General features: G+C 44.1%; 19 protein-coding genes. 5 read left to right on the plus strand and 14 right to left on the minus strand.

The window, feature by feature from the left end:
- Positions 1-32: 32 nt before the first annotated feature.
- The 4 genes from AAHN97_RS06410 to AAHN97_RS06425 form a co-directional block, all read right to left on the minus strand.
- Entirely contained in the window at positions 33-1,175 is a 1,143-nt protein-coding gene (locus AAHN97_RS06410; RefSeq protein WP_343306728.1) for a hypothetical protein, read from the minus strand.
- Positions 1,176-1,576: 401 nt separating this feature from the next.
- Positions 1,577-2,164 (minus strand): Crp/Fnr family transcriptional regulator, encoded by a 588-nt coding sequence (locus AAHN97_RS06415; RefSeq protein ID WP_343306729.1) that lies wholly within the window; start codon positions 2,162-2,164, stop codon positions 1,577-1,579.
- 146 nt (positions 2,165-2,310) lie between these two features.
- Positions 2,311-2,520 (minus strand): hypothetical protein, encoded by a 210-nt coding sequence (locus tag AAHN97_RS06420; protein ID WP_343306730.1) that lies wholly within the window; start codon positions 2,518-2,520, stop codon positions 2,311-2,313.
- Between the two features lie 10 nt (positions 2,521-2,530).
- A complete protein-coding gene (locus AAHN97_RS06425) occupies positions 2,531-3,217 on the minus strand; it encodes a hypothetical protein (protein ID WP_343306731.1) in 687 nt (228 codons plus the stop codon).
- Between the two features lie 578 nt (positions 3,218-3,795).
- On the opposite strand from AAHN97_RS06425, the gene AAHN97_RS06430 reads away from it, so the two are divergent.
- Entirely contained in the window at positions 3,796-4,359 is a 564-nt protein-coding gene (locus AAHN97_RS06430; RefSeq protein WP_343306732.1) for a hypothetical protein, read from the plus strand.
- A 37-nt stretch (positions 4,360-4,396) separates the two neighbouring features.
- Here the strand turns inward: AAHN97_RS06430 and AAHN97_RS06435 are convergent, their stop codons facing one another.
- Complete coding sequence (locus tag AAHN97_RS06435; protein WP_343306733.1) at positions 4,397-5,377, minus strand: helix-turn-helix transcriptional regulator; 981 nt, start codon at positions 5,375-5,377, stop codon at positions 4,397-4,399.
- A gap of 247 nt (positions 5,378-5,624) precedes the next feature.
- Positions 5,625-7,103, minus strand: a complete 1,479-nt coding sequence (locus tag AAHN97_RS06440) for a hypothetical protein (RefSeq protein WP_343306734.1) — start codon at positions 7,101-7,103, stop codon at positions 5,625-5,627.
- A 141-nt stretch (positions 7,104-7,244) separates the two neighbouring features.
- Here AAHN97_RS06440 and AAHN97_RS06445 point away from each other — a divergent pair, with 141 nt between their 5' ends.
- Entirely contained in the window at positions 7,245-7,934 is a 690-nt protein-coding gene (locus AAHN97_RS06445) for a porin family protein (RefSeq protein ID WP_343306735.1), read from the plus strand.
- Between the two features lie 46 nt (positions 7,935-7,980).
- Here AAHN97_RS06445 and AAHN97_RS06450 read toward each other — a convergent pair whose 3' ends face one another.
- The 7 genes from AAHN97_RS06450 to AAHN97_RS06480 all read right to left on the minus strand — a co-directional run bounded on the left by AAHN97_RS06450 (position 7,981) and on the right by AAHN97_RS06480 (position 16,659).
- Complete coding sequence (locus tag AAHN97_RS06450; RefSeq protein ID WP_343306736.1) at positions 7,981-8,649, minus strand: hypothetical protein; 669 nt, start codon at positions 8,647-8,649, stop codon at positions 7,981-7,983.
- A gap of 140 nt (positions 8,650-8,789) precedes the next feature.
- Entirely contained in the window at positions 8,790-9,347 is a 558-nt protein-coding gene (locus tag AAHN97_RS06455) for a hypothetical protein (RefSeq protein ID WP_343306737.1), read from the minus strand.
- Positions 9,348-9,469: 122 nt separating this feature from the next.
- Positions 9,470-10,939 carry an IPT/TIG domain-containing protein gene (locus tag AAHN97_RS06460; protein WP_343306738.1) on the minus strand — a complete coding sequence of 490 codons (1,470 nt, stop codon included), beginning with the start codon at positions 10,937-10,939 and terminating at the stop codon, positions 9,470-9,472.
- Between the two features lie 11 nt (positions 10,940-10,950).
- Positions 10,951-14,364 (minus strand): TonB-dependent receptor, encoded by a 3,414-nt coding sequence (locus AAHN97_RS06465; protein WP_343306739.1) that lies wholly within the window; start codon positions 14,362-14,364, stop codon positions 10,951-10,953.
- Between the two features lie 89 nt (positions 14,365-14,453).
- The gene (locus AAHN97_RS06470) at positions 14,454-15,416 is read right to left on the minus strand and encodes a FecR family protein (protein WP_343306740.1); all 963 of its coding nucleotides are present in this window, start codon (positions 15,414-15,416) and stop codon (positions 14,454-14,456) included.
- A 63-nt stretch (positions 15,417-15,479) separates the two neighbouring features.
- The gene (locus AAHN97_RS06475; RefSeq protein ID WP_343306741.1) at positions 15,480-16,064 is read right to left on the minus strand and encodes an RNA polymerase sigma-70 factor; all 585 of its coding nucleotides are present in this window, start codon (positions 16,062-16,064) and stop codon (positions 15,480-15,482) included.
- A gap of 205 nt (positions 16,065-16,269) precedes the next feature.
- A complete protein-coding gene (locus AAHN97_RS06480; RefSeq protein WP_343306742.1) occupies positions 16,270-16,659 on the minus strand; it encodes a winged helix-turn-helix transcriptional regulator in 390 nt (129 codons plus the stop codon).
- A 162-nt stretch (positions 16,660-16,821) separates the two neighbouring features.
- On the opposite strand from AAHN97_RS06480, the gene AAHN97_RS06485 reads away from it, so the two are divergent.
- Both AAHN97_RS06485 and AAHN97_RS06490 read left to right on the plus strand, forming a co-directional pair.
- Complete coding sequence (locus tag AAHN97_RS06485; protein ID WP_343306743.1) at positions 16,822-17,559, plus strand: pirin family protein; 738 nt, start codon at positions 16,822-16,824, stop codon at positions 17,557-17,559.
- Positions 17,560-17,568: 9 nt separating this feature from the next.
- The gene (locus AAHN97_RS06490) at positions 17,569-18,072 is read left to right on the plus strand and encodes a cupin domain-containing protein (RefSeq protein ID WP_343306744.1); all 504 of its coding nucleotides are present in this window, start codon (positions 17,569-17,571) and stop codon (positions 18,070-18,072) included.
- 31 nt (positions 18,073-18,103) lie between these two features.
- Here the strand turns inward: AAHN97_RS06490 and AAHN97_RS06495 are convergent, their stop codons facing one another.
- On the minus strand, positions 18,104-19,117 hold the full coding sequence (locus tag AAHN97_RS06495) for a ClpXP adapter SpxH family protein (protein WP_343306745.1): 1,014 nt from the start codon (positions 19,115-19,117) through the stop codon (positions 18,104-18,106).
- Positions 19,118-19,179: 62 nt separating this feature from the next.
- On the opposite strand from AAHN97_RS06495, the gene AAHN97_RS06500 reads away from it, so the two are divergent.
- On the plus strand, positions 19,180-19,491 hold the full coding sequence (locus tag AAHN97_RS06500) for a winged helix-turn-helix transcriptional regulator (protein WP_343306746.1): 312 nt from the start codon (positions 19,180-19,182) through the stop codon (positions 19,489-19,491).
- Positions 19,492-19,534 lie beyond the last annotated feature (43 nt).

Below are 19,534 nucleotides of genomic sequence, written 5' to 3' on the forward strand. Positions count from 1 at the left end.
TTTCTGATAATTTATCTTTAAAGTGGATTGCTTCACCTCTCTTTTTGCTCAAATAGGCTCTTTAATTGCTGAAAGAGCGATTTCCCCTTATTCTTATCATAACTTCGGGTAAGTGCCGCGGGAGTGAATGGTTGCCCGGATATGGTAACAAAATACCTGGCCATGAACCGGACTAGTTCACGCCTGTCCTCATTTAAAAATAAGCGCAATAGACCTGCTATTTGGGGCAAGGAAAGCTTTGTCTTTACTTTGAACTCAGCGAAAGGATTTGTTGTAATAATGGACTCCGTAACCATCAAGGCCCTGATACAACTTAACTCTGTATTTATCCATGTTTCACATTGTTTTTCGAGGGAAGGTCCCAGAAAATACAATTGAGCTCCGCTGAGTGACCTGTTCAACTTTATATTTTTTCTTAATTCCAGGCATTTTTTTATCCGCTCTTTCCCCTGACTATTATCCAAATACGCTAAGTACTCTTCCCGGATCATTGCTACATATCTAGGATGATTAAAATTCAACTTCCAGAGAAGTTGCCTGATAGATCCGGCTTTCTCGGCATCATTCACCTCCCGGCGTATTATTGAAGTTGTGTCTTTGATCAATGCCTGATAATAGAAAATATGTCTATAAACGAATTCATTTTCAGGCTCTTCAATTGGCAGGAGAAGAAGTTTATAGGCTTCGTAGCAAGCAGTTCCTTCCTGAAGCAGTTCTAGTTGATCGCTTATCTTTTCCCGGGTTTCTTTTACGAAAAACATTTCCATCACATCTGACATTACCTGGTCTATGTCAAATAGGTCTGGGTGCCTGGATATCAATAGGTCCATTATTTCTCGCAGATAAGCTATTATCTCCATCACAAGGGCATGCCAGCTGTCCGATATAGGGGTATCATCTATTGTAAATGATATTTTTTCCATGAAATACCCTAAAGTGCCTAACAGGTTATCGACCTTTTCCTGAAAAGACTGTATTAACCATGCAGCCTTTTTTCTTGAGGCAGTAGTCACTTTAACGGAATTGATCCTTTTAAAAATACGTCTTGAATCCTGTTCAATGATCTCTGTCACGCTTTTATAATACACAGGTGGCGGCCAGGGGAGGGCCTCTATCTTTTGCGATAATTCATAATGAATGAATCGTTCAAAATTCTCAAATAGATTCACTGACATAAGGGTTCGGTTTTAGTTAGGTTAAATTAGTCTTTGAAGAATTCTCTTATTGTCTTCTTTTTTATGCCGGAGTATTCGCAAAACTCTTGGATGGTGATACATTGCGATGGCTTTTTGCCGAGGCTATCCCTGATTTTGTGTAAGAGGAGCCTCGCTGCGCCTTCTTTAAGACCAGTGATGTTCATAACATCCTGAACGTATACCACTACACGGGCCGGTTTCATTTCCCGATTGATTTGTTTTTAAGAAGTGATGGTAGTGCTCTGTTTTTTGGGTGCATATTCTGAGGTTTAGTTTTTCTTGTCGGATATCTTATTACACAAAATTACAGAACCCGGGAATTCAACGGTTTGTCAAATGACAAAAAATCTGAATCCCGGGTTTTTTTTGTCATTTGACAACTAAACGCGATTGTTTTTTATCTTGCTGTAATAGGTTTCGGAAATACCAAAATACGAGGCGATATGGGCGCTTTGTGCTTTTTGAATGATGTAAGGATACTCTTCCAGCAGCTTTAGGTACTTTTCCTTTGCAGATAGCGCTTTGCAGGAATCCCGATCAATAAGTTGTGTGTAATAAATATGGATAAGCTTTGTGTAGGTAACAAAAAACATGGGATACTTTCTAAATAACTCCTCTTGATCGTCTATATGCATTTTGATGCAGGTTGTAGGATCAGTTGCCTGGAGATACTCCGGGCTGGGGTTACCAAAGAAGGATCCGTGTACCTGGAGCATAAAGTCATTATTGTTGAGGAACCATGTTGTAGACTCCTTTCGTCCATGGTCGCGATAGATCCTTACAAAGCCGTCAATGATAAAATAGCTATGCCGGGAAATTTCTCCTGGTCTAACGATGATATCTTTCCTGTCGAGTTTTACGATAGTGCTTGTTTGGATAATGTCTTTTTTTAATTCCTCTGGGTGGGGTTGAATTTGGTTGATCCTGGTGTATAAAGCATCATACCCAGAGTGGTAGAGGTTCTCCATTTGTTTTTGGTTTTTGATTAAGAATTATGCTTTGCTTAGAGAGGGATAGGGGCTGATCTTTAAAAATTAGGGGAAATAATGCAGTCCAAAAAATGAAATTTTTCTGTAACAAAGCAACGCCCCGGCTTAACCGGGGCGTTGTACACCTATTCTTCATCTTTTACGACTGCCTGACTAACAGCCACCATTACACTCCCCGCTACAATTATGTAACCACTGATCTGCTTCACGATGTCTGGCAATGGAACGTTTACGGTGCCGGCTGTACTTCCTGCTGCAATAAGTACCAGGCCAACAGTGCGAAGTTTACGGAAGAATGGAGGTGTTCGTTTAAATAGCCGTTCCTTTATACTCATGAATTATGGTTTATTGTGCAGAAACGGCTACGAAAGCCGCCGCATTATATCCTTTGCCAATTGGGCTGAACCTTCCATCCACTTCCTTATAAAAGCAGATCCCAAGGGCAAGGATTAAGGTGGAAGTACATGCTGCAGGCAATTGTACTTCCAGCGGTGATAAAATGTGACCTTCATTCCTGATCAGCATATATTCCCCAGACTTGTATACCACTTGTCGGGCGGCAGTTTGAAAGTCTATTGAAGCGCCGGAAAGGTATAGCCTGAAGTAGCTGGCTTCCTCTGGTTTTATGATCTTAACCAAAGAAGGGAAAACTACCTTCATTAACCCGGTTGCGCGATCTATAGATGCCGAAAATGCTCCTTTGAGTGCATCTGAAAAACGCTTCTCCGAATTCAATTGAAAACCTTTCAATAGATGTAGCTCACCATCATAAAGATTGCGATAGCCACGCGGGTTAGTTACATCCGATTTTACCACCTTAGTCATTTGACTATTCAGCCTGTGGCCAAAATAGGATACATCTATCGCTTCGATAAATTCGGAAAATGTATTTCGGATAATAGTTGCTCCTGACAGGGCGCGTGCAAACTCTTGCATGTTTTCTCTGGTCTGGTCTTTCGTGGTAGCTCTGGCTTCTTTTTTCGGATGAGTTATGAAACCATCTTCCGATTTTCGGCATTTGATATTATCCATTGTGCCTATTGTTTGTATGGCACCAATTATTTTTACCATAGCATTAATATTTTTTGAATTTTGTGATAAATAGAACTGATTCTAAGGCCAGCTCTGTTCGCCTTATTGTTCACAGAACGATGGAGACGTCTTTCCTGCATGCTGTGTTTTCGGTACCGATATGGCAAAACTAATTGTGGAGATTTTTTTAAAAAAACCTACATGATGTTTTTGATGGATTTTGAAGGATTTTGATGGAATTGAAGGAAAGTGCGGAATTTGATAGTTTTTGAGGGAAATGATAAATTTTAATTGCCGGCAAATAATTAGAATATCTTTTGGCAACTTTGTTCTAATACAATTTTAACCCGTTTACACCAAGGGCAGTCCTTCGGTTTTCCTTCGGTTCTCCTTCGGTTCACGTTCGGTCATGAACAATAGTTAAAATACTATATGCTTTTAAGATTCATGTGGTCGGTATACTTTTTCATGTATGCGGTATACGCTTTTTATTTTCCGCATCTCATCTTTGCAGAGTTAACAATAAGTACTTAAAGTTATTCGAAATCATTTTTTCAAACTTTTAAATTTTACTATTTATGAAACAAAACCGTAACTCTATCATGCGCGGGGCAAGCGGAGCATTGGGAGAGGAACTTGTTTTCAGGCAGCGTGCCGGGAAAACAGTAATCAGCTTACCACCTGTGCCCAGGGAGGACAATCCTACTGGTGACCAGGTGGAAGTCAGAAGCAAATTCAAAGAAGCTAATCGTTACGCAAAAACGGCAACGGCAGATCCCGCTTTAAAGGTGGCTTATAAAGCCAAGGCAAGACCTGGCATGTCTGCCTTTAATGTAGCAATGGTGGATTTCTTTAAAGCTCCGGAAATCCTGGAAGTGGATGTAACTACTTATACCGGATTATCAGGTGAACCAATCCTGATCATGGCAACTGACGACTTCAAGGTCAAATCTGTTAAAGTATCGATCCTTAACATAGAGGGGGAAGAGATCGAATCCGGAGAGGCAATGGCGCATCCTGAAAGTGATGACTTCTGGACTTATACAACAACGGCTGCCAATCCCGATGGCGCCAGTGGTATCATCAAGGTTGAGGTCAGCGATCTGCCTGGAAATTTGACCAAGCGGGAGCTGAGTTTATAAACAAGACAAAACGCCGGAGGTACATGTACTCCGGTGTTTATTTTCTGTATTGAAGAGGGGTAATACCTTCGTGGCGTTTGAAGAATCTGATGAGAGAGGATGTATTACAAAATCCGGTTTCGTAAGCTATGTCTTTTAGCGGTTTATCAGTTTCTTGCAACAGGCTCTTTACTTTTTCTATTTTGGCCTCGTTAATTAGCTTTGTACGGCTTTTTCCGAATATTTTTTTAAAACCGGCCTGCAGCTTGGTAGGGTGGAGCAGTGCACTTCGGGCTATATCTTTCAGATAGGTAAATTCGTCTATTTTCTGTATCTGCTGATTTCCCGCTTCCAGAATAGCATTAATATCCGCGGACGAAAAATTGAAATTGCCATGCTCTTTTTTGTCCTTGTCATTTATATCTTCTGCATATAGTAATAAGAGATCTCGCATCCGGGTTTCCTGGTAAAGGGCACCAATTTCTTCCACCAGCCGGCAGTATATTAGTTTACTCAATATATTGCAAATGCGGGGATTCATCCAGTTTACATTGAGCAGGATGCCCTCAGTTGCATTTTCAAGGATACTGGTATGGGCCTCATACATCCCGTAGTAAGTACCCGCCAGTTTGTTCAGCAGGGTAGTGGTCAACTCAATCTGAACAATCATGCAAATATTCGTTTCTAATTGCAGGGTATGCACACCAGTTGGGAAGTAAAAGAGGTAATATGATCCTTCTTCAATAGGAACATTCCCCATGCCCGGTACAGAAAAGAGGGCTTCGCCTTGCAATACATAGGTAAATGCCGCATAAGGTTTCTCTACAGCGAACTTGAAGGCCTGAAGTTCATGTACCTGGAAGATATGCAGGCTGATGGTAAACTCCTCTCTTCTGATCTCCTGGGTCAGCAGGCTGCCAAAAGATCCTTCGTGAATTGTGGCGGCGGCACAAGGCATCATGTATAATGCGGTGTGAGGTGTTTTTTGGACGCTAACTACAAGTTCATCCTGTGTTTGGCTGGAAAACAGGTAATGCATAGTATGGTTTGATCAGTTTGCGATGGTGGTTAACAGGGAATAATGTCAAATGTAGGTATTTTTTGTAAGCCTGAAATAGGGCGCACTAGGCCTTCAATCCGATCCGTAGGCGAACGCCCATTAAACTTCTGCTTTTTGAATGATCGGTTCTTTTACCAGTTTGGTAATTTATTTTTTCTGCTTTGAAAAAAGCCCCGGGAATAATAAATCTCCCAGGGCTTTCTCATTATAAAACAAGCTGTCTTAGCTAAAAGGTCATCACCTGGTATACTACCGCGCCATTGTTGAATGTTATCTTAATTCCAAATGCCATGAAATTGATCCAGCCAATGGGACTGGTAAAACTGTTTTTGTCGTAAGGCCGATTGTTAGCTTCTGCTTCAAATTGAGCAATGGGTTTGAAAGTCCCCACCTCATAGGAATGGGTAGGGCTGTCTCCATTTGTGATGTAAGCCACCTCAATACCGGCTACTTCATTTGCAACAGCCGGATTGATGACGAGGGCCTTTGTAATAAAGTTGGGTTCAAATACCACTGTTCTGCTAAATCCGATTGTTACCTCGGAGTAATCCGGACCTCCGTTAGGATCCGGCACCCAGGTAGTGATCGGGTCGTTTGTAATGGACACATAAGGCCAGTTACCGATGTTGATTACACCCCAGCTGATATTTTGAACAGCTCTGTAAGCTAATATGCCACTCTGATTCTTTAAATAAACACTAAAAGATGTTTTAGGAGACTTTAACGTTACGGTTCCTTTTTGTGAAACAGTGCCGTTTATTTTGATCGCATAAGTACCCTTCCCGTCAGGAGGGGTGGTGACTGCAGATATGAAATCTACTAAGGAATTAAATACGCCGCTTACACTGCCTGCAGAGGTAGATCCGCTTGATCCTCCATTGATCGCATCAATGCTGCTCCCCAGGCCAATAAATGAAGTGATAAAATTTGTCAGATTCTTTATTCCATCTAAGGTAGATTCTCCGCCTTGTGGTTCTATAGTACCATTTAATTGAATATTTCCATTTAATACAATGTCTGATTGTGCAATTTCAGACATGCTGATATTGAATGCAAGGTTGTCATTTATTACAGCGCTGTAACCCCGTACATCAAAATCTGATACCATCCATTCCTGTACACCGGCAGTTGTTACCGCAACCTGCTTATAATCACTGGTTTTGGTATTGGAGGTCTGGGAATTCTGGTAAATGTTTATAGGAGGGCTATATTTAAACACATCCGCATACGTGTTGTGTGCTGCAAAACTGAGCACTATTTGCTGGGACGAAGAGAGAACATCATACGTTCTCAGGATACAAACTCTTAAGATGCCCCTGTATTTGTTATATAAAACAACAAAAGGATAAGCATTTGCAGCGGTAGGTGTACCGAAATCCCTGGCTACCAGTATCCAGCCTTTAGCGGGATACATATCTGCATTCTGCACATCAGTAGTACCATAGATCTCCTGGGAACCGTCAATAAAGGGGTTTAAGGTAGTGACTGTACCAATAGAACCGTTAGCATTATTGAAGTAAACGGTCCATGATTGTTGTGTCCAGTCCCATGTAGGATCAAGGTTAGGGTCTCCGGCGGGTAAGGGTCTTGTAGTAGCCTGCAGGTCTTTAAGCGTTATACGCTGCTTATCTTCTTCAATGCTGTTTTTCTTACAGGAAGATAGAATAAGGACTACGAGCAGGAGTTTGGTGGCTAACGTTTTCATAAAAAGGGTTTGGGTTAAGGATTTTGGTATTGGGTTTCCTGCTAAAGTTAAATACTACCTTTTAATGTCAATATTAACTAATCGTTAAGCATGTAACTTACAATATTCCTCCTCGTTGTAGGGAATATAAAAATATCCCTCATGAAGAAAATGTTTATTCTCTTAGCCTTCCTGCTGTACGTGTTTGCTGCAAATGCGCAGGTTAGATTTGGATTAAAGGCGGGTTATAATCTTACTGATGTTAAAATGAAAACGGATGCCTATAATATAAGGGGCCTTGATTATAATAAAGTATCCGGCTATCACGCTGGTGTAATGGTGGATGTGGCTTTGGGAGAGCATTTTGCCCTTCAGCCGGGCCTGTTATATACGCTCCGCGGATTTGATGCGGGTGGCCGCGTCCCCGGTCCTCTTGACGGGCCGGTAGATGCCAGCGTAAAGGCCCGCTATCATTATCTTGAACTGCCTGTCAATTTCCTGTACAAATATTCCCTTGGTCCCGGTAAGTTCTTTGCGGGCGCTGGCCCTTTCCTGGCATATGCGGTACGCGGCAGGGTGAACAGGGCCTATGATGGATATACTTATCCGGAAGAAATAGTGGTGTTGCTTGATAAGCAAAAGGTATATAATGGAATTGAAGAGCCCAGGCAATACTTACGGCCTTTTAATGCAGGAGTTGGTTTTACGCTGGGATATGAGTTCAACGCCGGGATACTGATCAGCGCAAATTACAACCTGGGGCTGACGGACGTAGAACCGCAACCGGAGCTTTCACATAAAAGCAGGAGTTTGGGTATAAGTATTGGTTATTTGTTCAATAACGGAAAATAAGCCGGCCCTCAGATGCATTTTTAATGATGCTGTTATGTACCTCATTTTATGAGAATAAAATTAGTTTACTGTTGCTCAATACAAATCTTCGCCCTTGTTCCCAAAGTTCAAAATACGGTTTTAAAAAATCGATTTCGGGTTTGTTTTTATATCTCGGATATTGGAAATAGGCAGAAAGAAAATAATCGCAACTTATAGAATAGTATGCTTCATCAAGAACACTAACCAATTCGCTTTTATCCGAATTTTCAATTCTCCAGTCAGAAAAAGCTTCGTATAAGGATAGGTGTTTATCGTTATTAAAATCCTGCTGGTCTGTATTCGATATTTCTATTTCGGTGATTTCTTTTAAACCTTTGATAAGGTTTCCGTCTTCGATAAATTCTGCAAATGCGATCAGGTTTTTCAGAATTCTTTCGCCTATTTCTTTTACTAATTTAGTATCCTCTTTTTTGCCGGGTACAAAATATCCCGGTGAAGCATTTTGTTCAAAAATTGCTAAAGCCTCTTTTTCGGTTGTTTTAAAAATTGGTTTTACTCGTTCGTAAAATAATTGCCCATTTGAGATAGGTTCAAAAATTTTTTCTGCGTCTTTCCCATAAGGCATAAAACATTGAAAATAGCCATAGAATTGTTCCTCTAAAAATTTTCTTTCTGTATCTATTTCTTCTCCTATTAAATTTCCGAGATATGCAGCGTATTCTTTTTGTGTCATAATTATCATTTTTTGTTGTGAGCGGGTTTAGTCAAAATGCCAGCTAACGGTTTGGGGATTTGCTATAGTATTTATTTCAGTTCACCTTTAACTGCTTGGCAATTACTTGGGTACAGTGTAATGGAGAATAAGCCTCCTCCTTATAGGCGCTTGCCTGTAACTATCAATTGGGCCAGGATCCAATCAGTGAGCGCTGCTCGTCTCGCTTTCATTCCCTGTAAGCGCACCAGGTACACGATGCTGAAAAGGATGCCGCATGCAGACAGTATCAGCCCCCATGCCAGGCCTTCCTGGTGCAATAACCAACCAAGTAAGCCAGTGATGATGCCAAGCAATATTACACCAACGAACCGTACGATACGTTGTGTGGAATTGAGGGTCAGGTAGGGAGTGATATCTTTTCTTTCGGGCCTGGATTCGGTCAGTTGTAAAAGCGCGGGTAATTGCTGGGTGGGCACTTTCCCATCGAGCCATAATCTGGCCAATGCATCCGGCATGTACCGGTACTTATTATCAGATAAGGAATGGATAAGGTAGCCCTGTAACCTGGATCGTTTATCATATGCAGCATGTGCAGGTACAACCCCGCCTTTATACTGCACACAAATGTTGAACTGGGCGGGCACGTCATTGTTCCAGGGATTGGCTACATGAATACTTTTCAGTATTTGTGTTTCAGAAGTAACAAGGTGAGCCATGATTATTCGTTTGAAGGTACTGATACAAATTAATACTAATTGTTTCAAATCCCTCATTAAGTAATAAAAAAGGATACACTAAGAAACTGAACTTAGTGTATCCTTTTTTCCAACCTTTTGAATTACAGAATAATAGACAGATGATAGGCTTCGGGCACATTTTCGATGACCCTTTGCAAACCGGTACCGTCTGTTTTACAGCGGAACAGCGTACCATGGTTTACCGTATAATCATATACTATCCAGTACAGGTATTGATTGCCGGTATCTATTTCCAGGTCTCCGACTCCCCCCATGAATTCCGCCGGGACCGGCAGTTTTTCAAGCGTTCCGGAGCCATCCCGTGCGCCTGCAAAGCATGCATTATTGCCCCCGTCTATAATATAGATCTTCGTGTCGTCAAGGGCCAGGTTGGTTGGAGCACCGATGCCATCATTGGTATCGAATAACACTTTGGGGGCCTGTGCTGCCTGGCCGTTTATGCTGCCCTCATAAGTGCCCATGTACGTTTGCTCTGTCCAGTATAATTTCCCCCTGGATTCATCTATTTTTATTCCTACAGGCAGCATATCTGCCAGATTATACAGTTCTGTTACTCCTGTTCCATCTCTGTTTACCCGGAAGATAAAATTGTGACCCGACCAGGTAAGGTCTGCCGCCGTTACATATAATCTGTCCTGGCTGTCAAAAGCAATATCAGACAACATCACTGCTTCCGGAAATGTATGAACGAGGGTGGGAGTAGTGCTTCCATCCATACTGCCGTAGTAAACTTTGTTGATGTCCAACCAGTATACGCGTCCGTTCTTTTTATCAACGGTTAGGCCAGCGGCATAAACGCCTATGTTGTCAGATTCGTCATATATAACCGTCATCACCGGATTGCCGTTTTCATCCAGTACCGCCTTGTAAACCTTGCCCCATGATGCCCAGAAGATCTCCTTTACGCCAGTGGGTGTTTCATCTACAATGAATTGACCTGCAGGTACTACGTAAGCCCCTTGTTCTACACGCATGGGTATGGTATCCGGCGTTATTTTCGGCACCTTTACTTTTACCTGTGTATTGCTGATCTCCGTGATGGTTCCTTCCGCATCGCCGAAGAAAATTTTGCAGCTGCCACTTTTAAAATTATATCCGTTGATAGTGATCTCTCCGCCAACCCTCGCATGCATAGGCTGCACTTCCATGACCATGGGCTTTGGAATAGCAGATGCGTCAACCGTAAATACAGGCCCCGTAGCAGCAGAATCTATCTGGCCGCTGTAGTTGTAACCACCGGTTTGGTTCTTCCTGTTAAAATTGAATTCCAGCTTTCCGGTCATAGCGCCTTGTGGTATTTGTAACAACATACTGTCCAGGGACATGGTAACGATGTGTACTTCGGCGTTGTTGAGATGCACTTTGGCATCTGCCTTCAGATAGGTGAAATTATGGCCGTGTACTACTATGTAGGTACCCGCAGGCCCGATGCCCGGTGAAATGCTGTCGATAGTCACTCTGCCAAAATCACGCACATCGATCACTTCCTTTTGACAGGCCATGAACGTGCACATCAGCAACGCAAACAGTAAGTATATATGTCTTTTCATGCTATTATTTTTTACAGGTTGAACTGGAATCCCAGCGTATAGTAAATACCCGGTTTGTAGTCGCGGATGTAATAATCACCGCGGATGTATTTATTGTTCTCCGTACGGACCGGGCCGTGTATGGTCCATCCGAACAAGGTTGGATCAGTGTTGAATTTTTGGTTAAAGTCATTGTCCACATAATGACGGATCGCTACGTTCAGCAGGTTCTGCGCGGCTACTCTCACGCTTACGTGTTTGCCGATCTTCTGCAGTACGGAAAGATCGAGCAGATGCCTGCTGCGCTCAATCACCGGAGGCTCCAGTTCTATTAACCTGCCGCCGGAGGTATTAGTGATGATACGTTCTGCAAGCACATTGTATTGCAATGATATTCTGCTGCCGCTGGCCTTGTGGTCATAAAAAAGACCGGCATTCAGGATCCAGGGGGCAGCGCCTGTGAAGGCCCTGTTCTCACCACCGGGATAGTAGTTGAGGTAGCCTGGTGCATCCGTCATCATGGCCTGGTTGCTCGCTTCTGTGAAGTTGTAACAAGCGTTCACGATGAGGCCCATATGCTCGAATACATCGCCACCCAGGAAGCCCAGTTGTTTGCGTACTTCCAGCTCCATTCCATAGATACGGGCAAAGGGCATATTGCTGTGTGTGAACCCGGGAACACCGGTATTGGTATTGGCCATCGTTTCTTCGATCGGCTGATTGATATGTTTGTAGTAAAAACCGGCAGATACAGCTTCTCCGGCAGCGGGATACCATTCCAGCCGCAGATCGTAGTTGTCGATGCGTGCATCATGCAGTGTAGGTTTTCCGATATAAGTAAATCCATCTGATGGATTATAGGTAACGAAAGGAGACAGTTCGCGCAGCTCCGGCCTGTTCAGCGTTTTGCCATAGCTCGCGCGCAGTTGCCACTCTTTGTTCATATGCAGCGTGGCATTCAGAGAGGGTAAAAAGAAATACTGATGTGTGGCAGGTGCTGTGCTAACAAGCACCCGCTGGCCGGCGCTGTTCGTCTGATATTCCTCGAGGATCTGTTTTCCTCTCGTGTCTAACACAATACGTTTGGAATATTCCACGCGTAACCCGCCATAGATGTCCAGCTTCATCATCGGGCGTTTGCCGAAGGGCCAGCGGAAGGATACGGGGAGACTGGAGGCCAGGTAACCAGCTACGTTATCGAAAGTGGCGGTGTACCCGTTTGTCTGTGCTCCACCCAGTCCTACTTCCTGTACACTGGTGTACATGCGTACATTTCTTGTTTGCATGGCGTATAAGAGGCTGTCGCCCAGGTTATCCCAGGGATTTGTACTGTATCCCAGTTCCGGGAAGTTCTTGTAAGCCAGTGCGCTGTAGAAATATCGCTTGCGGCGGCTTTCTGCATATGCGCCTGCACGTATCAGGAAATCTTTCTTTTGTAACAGTGGCGTGAGGGTATAATCGAGACTTCCCTGCCAGCGCTGTTCATCACCTTCACCATCTGTAAATCGCCCGATGGTGGTATTTTTTCGTGTAGCTGCGTTTAACTTCCAGGTGGTTGAATCCGTCTGAACAAACTTTCCCGCACCGGACCTATCGCCGATGATGGATGCGCCGTCCGGCTCATAAGCGTTGGAGAACTGGTTGGGATCTTTATTGATGCCCTGGGAATAGCTGGCCGTCCATTCCAGCAGATGTTTTTGATTGCCGGTTTTATGCGAACCACCGAGCATGCCCATGTAAAGGTCCTGCGTATTGTATGCATTTTCCATGCGGCGGATGAAGAGCGAAGGGGCTTCGTTCACAAACCACTCATTAACGGTATTGATCTGCAACACCTGTTTTGTGCTGCGGTTCATCAGGCCCATGGCAGTGATCTCGTTCCGGTCATTGATGATCAGCGAGAAGTGCTGCATAGCCGCCAGCCGTATGCTGGAGGAGTAAACGGAATCATGTCCTATACGGAGGCTCGGAAGCGTAAAGGGCGTAAGCGCTACACCGGGAACTGGAAATGCTGTATCTCTGTACATATTGGCACTGCGTGCCGTTTTGGTAGTATAGAAGCTGCGTTGATTTTCATAACGGCCTACCGTTACACTGTTCAGTTTCAGCTTGCCGATATTGGCGTAAGTATAGTAGGTCATATCGCCCTGAAGATCTGCCGGATGATATTTTTTGCTCAGGTTCCAGGATTGAACGCTGCGTGCCAGCAAAGCGTCCGTAATGGCACCGTTGGCAGCCAGGTAAGCATCAGGGACGGAGGGTACATCTCCCAGGATCACCATGCCATAAGGGTTACGCGGCATGTTCACCGGCATCGCACGGGTGCCATCGTCAAAACCCAGCCAGTCGTATTTACCACTACCACCCTGCACATGATCATCAAAGAACTTGTTGCCTGTGCGGTATTGTGCGTTCAGGCTGATCTCCAGCCTGCGGATAGGAACAGATTTTTTCGTGTATACCTTTACCACGCCACCGGCAAAATCAGCAGGGAGTTCCGGAGCAGGAGATTTATATACGATCATGCGGTCTATCACGGAAGAGGGTAACAGGTCGAAATTGAATGCCCTTTTATTGGGATCGGTAGAGGGAAGAAAAGCATTGTTGAGGTAAACGGGATTGTACCGCGGTGTCATACCACGGATGCTGATAAAACCATCCTGCAAAGTAACGCCGGATACACGGCGCACTACTTCAGAAGCAGAACGGTCTACGCTGATCGTGATCTGCTCGGAAGAAATACCGGAAGCAATACTTCTCGCTGTTCTGATCTCTTCGATCAACTGGCGGTCGTTGGTGGTGATCACACGGTCAGCCCGCACGGTCACTTCTCCCAGCTGGCGTTTGTCTTTTTGTAATACGATGTCCAGTGTGGAGGTAGAATCGTCCTTTACCATTACGCCGGGGATCTCTGTATAAGCAAATCCCACATAACTGATGATGGCGGTGTAATGGCCAGCCGGAAGCGTGATGCTGAAATGCCCGTTCTCATCCGTTGTGACGCCGTTACTCCCAATGCGGATATTGGCGCCGGGAACGGGTTGCCGTTGTTCCTCATCTATCACCTGGCCAACGAGTTTTCCTTTTGTACGAACAGGGGCATTGCTTTCCTTGCTGATGATAATATAACCATTGGCTTCCCGGAATGAAAGAGAAGTATTCTGTAACAGGGCTTTCAATACCTGCTCCAGCGTTTTGTTGGTGTATTCGGTAACAGGGGCTTTGTAACCATTGGTGTTGGCGGCATTAAAAGCCAGTTTAAGCCCGGCCTGTTTCTCTACTTTCTCCAATGCAGCCGCCATGCTTTCACCGGTGAAGCGGATACTGATCTTTTTGGATAAAACGGATTGCTGTGCATACAAATGACTACCGGTAAAGAGGCACACCAGGAGCAGGAGGTGTTGCCATAGGCGGTGCCGTGGTTTCGTCCGACTGAAAAATTTCATACCTTCGTTCTAGTTTATTTGTTATAAATACCGGTACTTCTAATACCGGTGTTTTGAAGACGCCTGCTTCTAACAGGCGTTTTTCTTTTTTAGCGAATGATCACTGCAGTACTGTCTTTCCGCCATTCCGCACGGTTCCCGTTCACCATACAGATAACTTCCATTAATGGCCGCAGGTCTGTTCCATATTTCACAGGCAGGTTATATTGATTGTGTTGTACAGCTGCATCGCCTGCTATGACGGTGATGCCATAGAGTTGTTTTACCAGGTTGGCCATTTCTGCAAAGCTGGCTTCAGAAAGGCGTACTTCCCCGCTGGTCCATTCCCCGATACCTCCAGGATCAGTATGTGTGGTTTTCGATTTAGTGAAATCATAGAACACTCCGTCACCTGGTAACAAGGTGGCAATGGTATTCTGCTGCCTCTCCACCCGCACTTTACCGGTTTTTACAGCTACCTGGAAATGGTTAGCAATGCTGTCTGTCATAACAGTGAATGTGGTACCTAATACGATGGTCTGCATACCTTCGCGGCTTTCCACGATGAAAGGTGCTTCCTGTTTTGTAACGTCGAAATAAGCCTGCCCCTGCAGTAATTGCACAGTACGTGTTTTTCCGCTGAAGCTGGCCGGGTAACGGATGGCGGAGCGGGCATTGAGGAAGATGCGGGAGCTGTCTGGCAGAATAACTTCTTTCAGTTCTCCGTTGCTTGTTTGCAGGGTTAACATAGGGGGGTCTTTATCTTCCTGCAATAACATACCAATGCCTGTCATCACCAGCGCCACAGCGGCTACGCCTGCGAGGCGGTACCATAGGACCTTTCGTACAGGTTTGCGCGGTATCTTTTGCATGATCTGCTGAAAACGTATCTCCTGTGATGTTGCAGGCTCACCGGCAGCATCCGGCATGTCAGAGAAATCAATGCTGGCCAGCTGGTCTTCCGCTTCGGGAGTAGACAGGTACAGGCGCAGCAATGCCATTTCACGGTCGGTAATGGTATTGTCTTTCTGTTTGCGCAGCAATTGCTTCAACAGTTCGGGAGAAACAGGCATATCGGGCGGCTTTTAGAGGAAGTACCCAATAAAGCCTGCAGAGTAGTAAGCGGTAACATTAAGTTAATATACGGGGAACAGCAACACAGCCAGGCTGTAAGCATAGGGAGTGACCTGTGTGCGTAAATGTGCGAGGGCAAGGCTTATCTGCTTCTTCACGGTGAGTACGGAAATGCCCAGCTCATCCGCGATCTGCTGGTAACTTTTATCTTCATCCCGGCTCATGAGAAAGATCTTTTTCCGCATAGGTGGGAGGGATTGAATAATGGTGTGGATGTATTGTTCGATCTCCTGGAAATAGAGCTGTTGCAGCGGGTCTGACAGGTCAGCGGGTACTTTGGGCAGGCTGCTGATATCCGTATGCAGGATCTGCCTGCGCAGGGATTTAAGGGCCTTGTTGCGGCATACGGTGATGAGCCAGCCGGAGAGATCATTGCCTTCCATCCCGGCCCTGTGCTCCCAGAGGCTGGTAAATACATCCTGTACTACTTCTTCTGCATCCTGCCGGGTGATGCATATTTTGGATGCATAAGCGGTAAGGCGGGTATCGTAGGCCATGAATATTTCCCGGAATGCCTTTTCAGACCCAGTCCGGAACGCGGCGAGAACAGAGGCTGGTACAGCAGGATGTTGATGGGAGATATGCATACGGAAGGCAAATATAGCCGCAGGATGTTACCAAAGTGTTAAGGATGGAAGCACACCCAATGAATACCGGAACTTAATTGATCATTTACCTCCCGGGTGCAATAACTCTGTTATTGATCCAGGAACATCTTTCCATTCTTTCAAAAACTCCTTCATGAATAGTGGCGGGAGTATCAGTCATTATATATACGGATCCGGGTAATGGTTAAGCGCTCTGCAAATCTTTCACATGCAGTTCATTTTCAAGTACTCGTTTACGATGATTTTTGCCCCAATTATGCAAGGCAATAATTACTTCGGAAAGCGTTTCGCTATAAGGCGTTAACTCATACTCAACTGTAACTGGTTTTGTATTGCGTACAGTTCGGGTAACAAGCCCGTTCATTTCTAACTCCTGCAGTTCTTTGGATAATATCCTCGGTGTTATATTTGCTTCGCGCGACAATTCGCGGAATCGCAGCTTTCCTTCTCTTAAAATGGATATTAATACCAGCTTCCATTTACCACCTACGATATCAAGTGTATCCTGGATGGTTAATCTTGCTTTTGCACATTCATCGTTGTTTCCAACAATGCATTTATCTTTTTTAGACATAGTATCCTTTTTGTAACCGGTATCCTTTATGTAATAGATAACAAAAATACATCAATATGCCCGTAATTTGTTGTTATAGTAAGAGTAAAGCAAGCATGTTGTAGTGACCATATTCATTATTTGTATTTATTTAATATTCAGAATAAATGAAAACAGCAGCAAATGTTACAGAAAATAAATAAAGCCTTGTTCGTAGGTAGTGGCCCAATCAGGATATTGTATCCTGGCCGGGTAAATTCAGTTACGGATACTGGTATAGGCAGTATTGGAAGAATTGACCATCCGGAAATTCACGGAAACCCGGTAATTAAATTGCACCCACACATTAACGATGAAATACTCTCTTATTTCAGGACAGGAGAAGCCGAGCACACTGATTCGGAAGGTTATGTGCGGATGATTGGGAAGAACACCCTTATGCTCATGAAAGCGGGCAAGCTGTTCTACCACGAGGAAAAGATTTTTGGTGATGAAGAACCAATGGAAGGTCTGCAGATATTTATTCGCCCAGGTAAAAAGGACCTCCAGCCGAGTGTAACTTTTCTTGAACTGGATTCCCTCCACAGCGAAAACGCATGGCGATTACTGGCCAGCCCTACATCCGAAACTACTTTTCAGTTCAGCAGCCAAACATGGTTGTATGATATGAAATTGTTGAAAAATTCCAATGTTCAGCTTCCCGCCTTACCAAAAGACAACCTTACCTGCATACTATATGTGTTCAAGGGCCAGGTGCAGGTAAACAGTGATGTCATACTGGAGAAAAAGGAAGGGATTGTTATTAAAGGTGAAAACATTGAATTGGCATCAAAAGCGGAAGAAGCCGAACTGGTATTGTTCGTAACAGACGAATCGGCTGAATTTTTTGCTGGCGGCATGTACAGCGGTAATCAGGCATAAACTACCATCATGAATAATACAGAACTTGCGCCAAAAGCTACCGGCCCAATGGATGGGCCTTGTATTTCTATACAGGGAGGCACTTACCGCATACTGGTTTCCGGTGAACAAACGAACGGTGCATTTGCTGCCATAGAAATGATTGTTCCCCCGGGTGCAGGCCCTGGACCGCATGCTCATACGGATATTCAGGAAACTTTTTACATTCTTGAAGGGGAAGTGGAATTTAAATCAGAAGCTGGCACGTATACTGCTTCCCAGGGAGCGTATGTTGTTATTCCGAAAGGCGGCATTGTACATGCTTTTAAAAACAAAACAGATAAAATCGTGAAACTGCTTTGCACTGTAGTTCCTGCCGGGCTCGATGGTTTTTTCCTGGCAGTTGGCGAACCGGTTACTCCTGGCACTTTTCTTCCCAAAAAGCCAATGGACGAAGCATTGCTTCAAAAAATACGCGCGGCTGGTGAGCAGTTCGGGCAAACAATTTTCCCTCCCGATTATTTAGAAAAATAGTTATAGTTACACTATTTTTCTTTTTGAATCCTCAGATCCGCCACCAAATTGCTCCATTCTTCGTTGTCAGTTTCTCCAGCTTCCCGTTTGTAGTTAATTCGTCCAGAACCCTTTCACTTTCGTTCCTTGCAGTCCCCGTCAGTTCAGCAAATTCCTTTGCTGTCAGTGAATGGTATTTTGAAAATATATAACTCCAGCTTGTATCATACGCTGTCTTCACAAACTTAGGCTCAAGTTTCTGCAAAACACCTTCATAAACGCTGTATGGCTTAGACCCATAAACCATTTCTGTTTTGCCTGTTGCATCGGTAAAAAACATCGTGGGAAATCCCCGGACCCCTAACTCCTTACCTAACTTCAGATCTTCGTTGAATAGATCTTTTGCCTTCCCTTCGTAATCCTTTTTGAATTGAACAACATCCAATCCAACGCTCATGGCAGCGGATTCCAGGTATTCCCATTTAGTAATATTCTTCTTTTGCAGGAAAACCATTTCCCGGATCGCACGAAGAAATAAAATAGCCTTGCCCTTGTCCTGGAGTTGTGCTGCTTTGAAAGCAATGGATGGTGGATAAGAAGAGGGCAAGGGATCTTCTATCCAAACATCGCCGATAATAGGCATATCATAATGGTGGCTAACTTCATCCCAATGGTGGGCAACATCGGAGGGTTTGCTAATACCCCCACTATTATAACTCCAATCCGGTAATAAACCGCCCATCCGGTACTCTATTTCAATAACATCACCATATTCTAATTTAAGCTTCCGTAATTGCGGCTCTATACCCCAGCAGGAAGAACAAATAGGATCAGTATAATAAACAACCTTAATTGGCTTCGTCTCCGATTTAGTATTGGCTGCAGAGTTGTTTTGTTGTCCAGGCATCTCACAAACGCCACTTTCCGGATCACATAATAAAGGGTTGGTATTTTCCATTTTCTTATTTGTTTGAGCCTGGCAACTTTGATTGCCGGGCAGTGTTAGCAGCAGCAGGAGATAAATGACTGACTTCATTTGATGAATAATTGCGCCTTCCTGTGCCATAAAATGTTATTTTTGCACAAATGTCAACGTCTCAGCTGGCATCTGCAATAAGTCAGCTTTTTATGACTACTAAAAAAGTAATAGAGGATAATACAACCTGCCCTGCGCAGGCGCTTTTAAAGCTTTTGTCAGGTAAATGGAAGCCGGAGATCTTTCGTTTGGCTGTTGATAGCCCTTTGCGGTTTAGCAGTCTACTCCGGCAAATTGAAGGGTCTAATAAACAAACATTGTCCATCGCCTTAAAAGAGTTAGAGGAAGGCGGCCTGTTGCAAAAAGTTGTTATAAAGGAGAAACCGCTGCATATCGAATACAATCTCACCGAAAATGGGAAAGCCCTGATCCCTGTATTTATACAGTTGGAAAGTCTGAAATAGCGAATATTTTGGAGCCTCTTTTATTTAAAAACAGGGAATCAAA

Origin of the sequence: Chitinophaga niabensis (assembly GCF_039545795.1) — a bacterium.
In the GTDB taxonomy this organism is placed as follows: domain Bacteria; phylum Bacteroidota; class Bacteroidia; order Chitinophagales; family Chitinophagaceae; genus Chitinophaga; species Chitinophaga niabensis_B.

Excerpts from the sequence above, each read along its gene's own strand:
- AAHN97_RS06410 (WP_343306728.1), bottom strand. The coding sequence starts at position 1,175 with ATGTCAGTGAATCTATTTGAGAATTTTGAACGATTCATTCATTATGAA.
- AAHN97_RS06415 (WP_343306729.1), bottom strand. The coding sequence starts at position 2,164 with ATGGAGAACCTCTACCACTCTGGGTATGATGCTTTATACACCAGGATC.
- AAHN97_RS06420 (WP_343306730.1), bottom strand. The coding sequence starts at position 2,520 with ATGAGTATAAAGGAACGGCTATTTAAACGAACACCTCCATTCTTCCGT.
- AAHN97_RS06425 (WP_343306731.1), bottom strand. The coding sequence starts at position 3,217 with ATGGATAATATCAAATGCCGAAAATCGGAAGATGGTTTCATAACTCAT.
- AAHN97_RS06430 (WP_343306732.1), top strand. The coding sequence starts at position 3,796 with ATGAAACAAAACCGTAACTCTATCATGCGCGGGGCAAGCGGAGCATTG.
- AAHN97_RS06435 (WP_343306733.1), bottom strand. The coding sequence starts at position 5,377 with ATGCATTACCTGTTTTCCAGCCAAACACAGGATGAACTTGTAGTTAGC.
- AAHN97_RS06440 (WP_343306734.1), bottom strand. The coding sequence starts at position 7,103 with ATGAAAACGTTAGCCACCAAACTCCTGCTCGTAGTCCTTATTCTATCT.
- AAHN97_RS06445 (WP_343306735.1), top strand. The coding sequence starts at position 7,245 with ATGAAGAAAATGTTTATTCTCTTAGCCTTCCTGCTGTACGTGTTTGCT.
- AAHN97_RS06450 (WP_343306736.1), bottom strand. The coding sequence starts at position 8,649 with ATGACACAAAAAGAATACGCTGCATATCTCGGAAATTTAATAGGAGAA.
- AAHN97_RS06455 (WP_343306737.1), bottom strand. The coding sequence starts at position 9,347 with ATGGCTCACCTTGTTACTTCTGAAACACAAATACTGAAAAGTATTCAT.
- AAHN97_RS06460 (WP_343306738.1), bottom strand. The coding sequence starts at position 10,939 with ATGAAAAGACATATATACTTACTGTTTGCGTTGCTGATGTGCACGTTC.
- AAHN97_RS06465 (WP_343306739.1), bottom strand. The coding sequence starts at position 14,364 with ATGAAATTTTTCAGTCGGACGAAACCACGGCACCGCCTATGGCAACAC.
- AAHN97_RS06470 (WP_343306740.1), bottom strand. The coding sequence starts at position 15,416 with ATGCCTGTTTCTCCCGAACTGTTGAAGCAATTGCTGCGCAAACAGAAA.
- AAHN97_RS06475 (WP_343306741.1), bottom strand. The coding sequence starts at position 16,064 with ATGCATATCTCCCATCAACATCCTGCTGTACCAGCCTCTGTTCTCGCC.
- AAHN97_RS06480 (WP_343306742.1), bottom strand. The coding sequence starts at position 16,659 with ATGTCTAAAAAAGATAAATGCATTGTTGGAAACAACGATGAATGTGCA.
- AAHN97_RS06485 (WP_343306743.1), top strand. The coding sequence starts at position 16,822 with ATGTTACAGAAAATAAATAAAGCCTTGTTCGTAGGTAGTGGCCCAATC.
- AAHN97_RS06490 (WP_343306744.1), top strand. The coding sequence starts at position 17,569 with ATGAATAATACAGAACTTGCGCCAAAAGCTACCGGCCCAATGGATGGG.
- AAHN97_RS06495 (WP_343306745.1), bottom strand. The coding sequence starts at position 19,117 with ATGGCACAGGAAGGCGCAATTATTCATCAAATGAAGTCAGTCATTTAT.
- AAHN97_RS06500 (WP_343306746.1), top strand. The coding sequence starts at position 19,180 with ATGACTACTAAAAAAGTAATAGAGGATAATACAACCTGCCCTGCGCAG.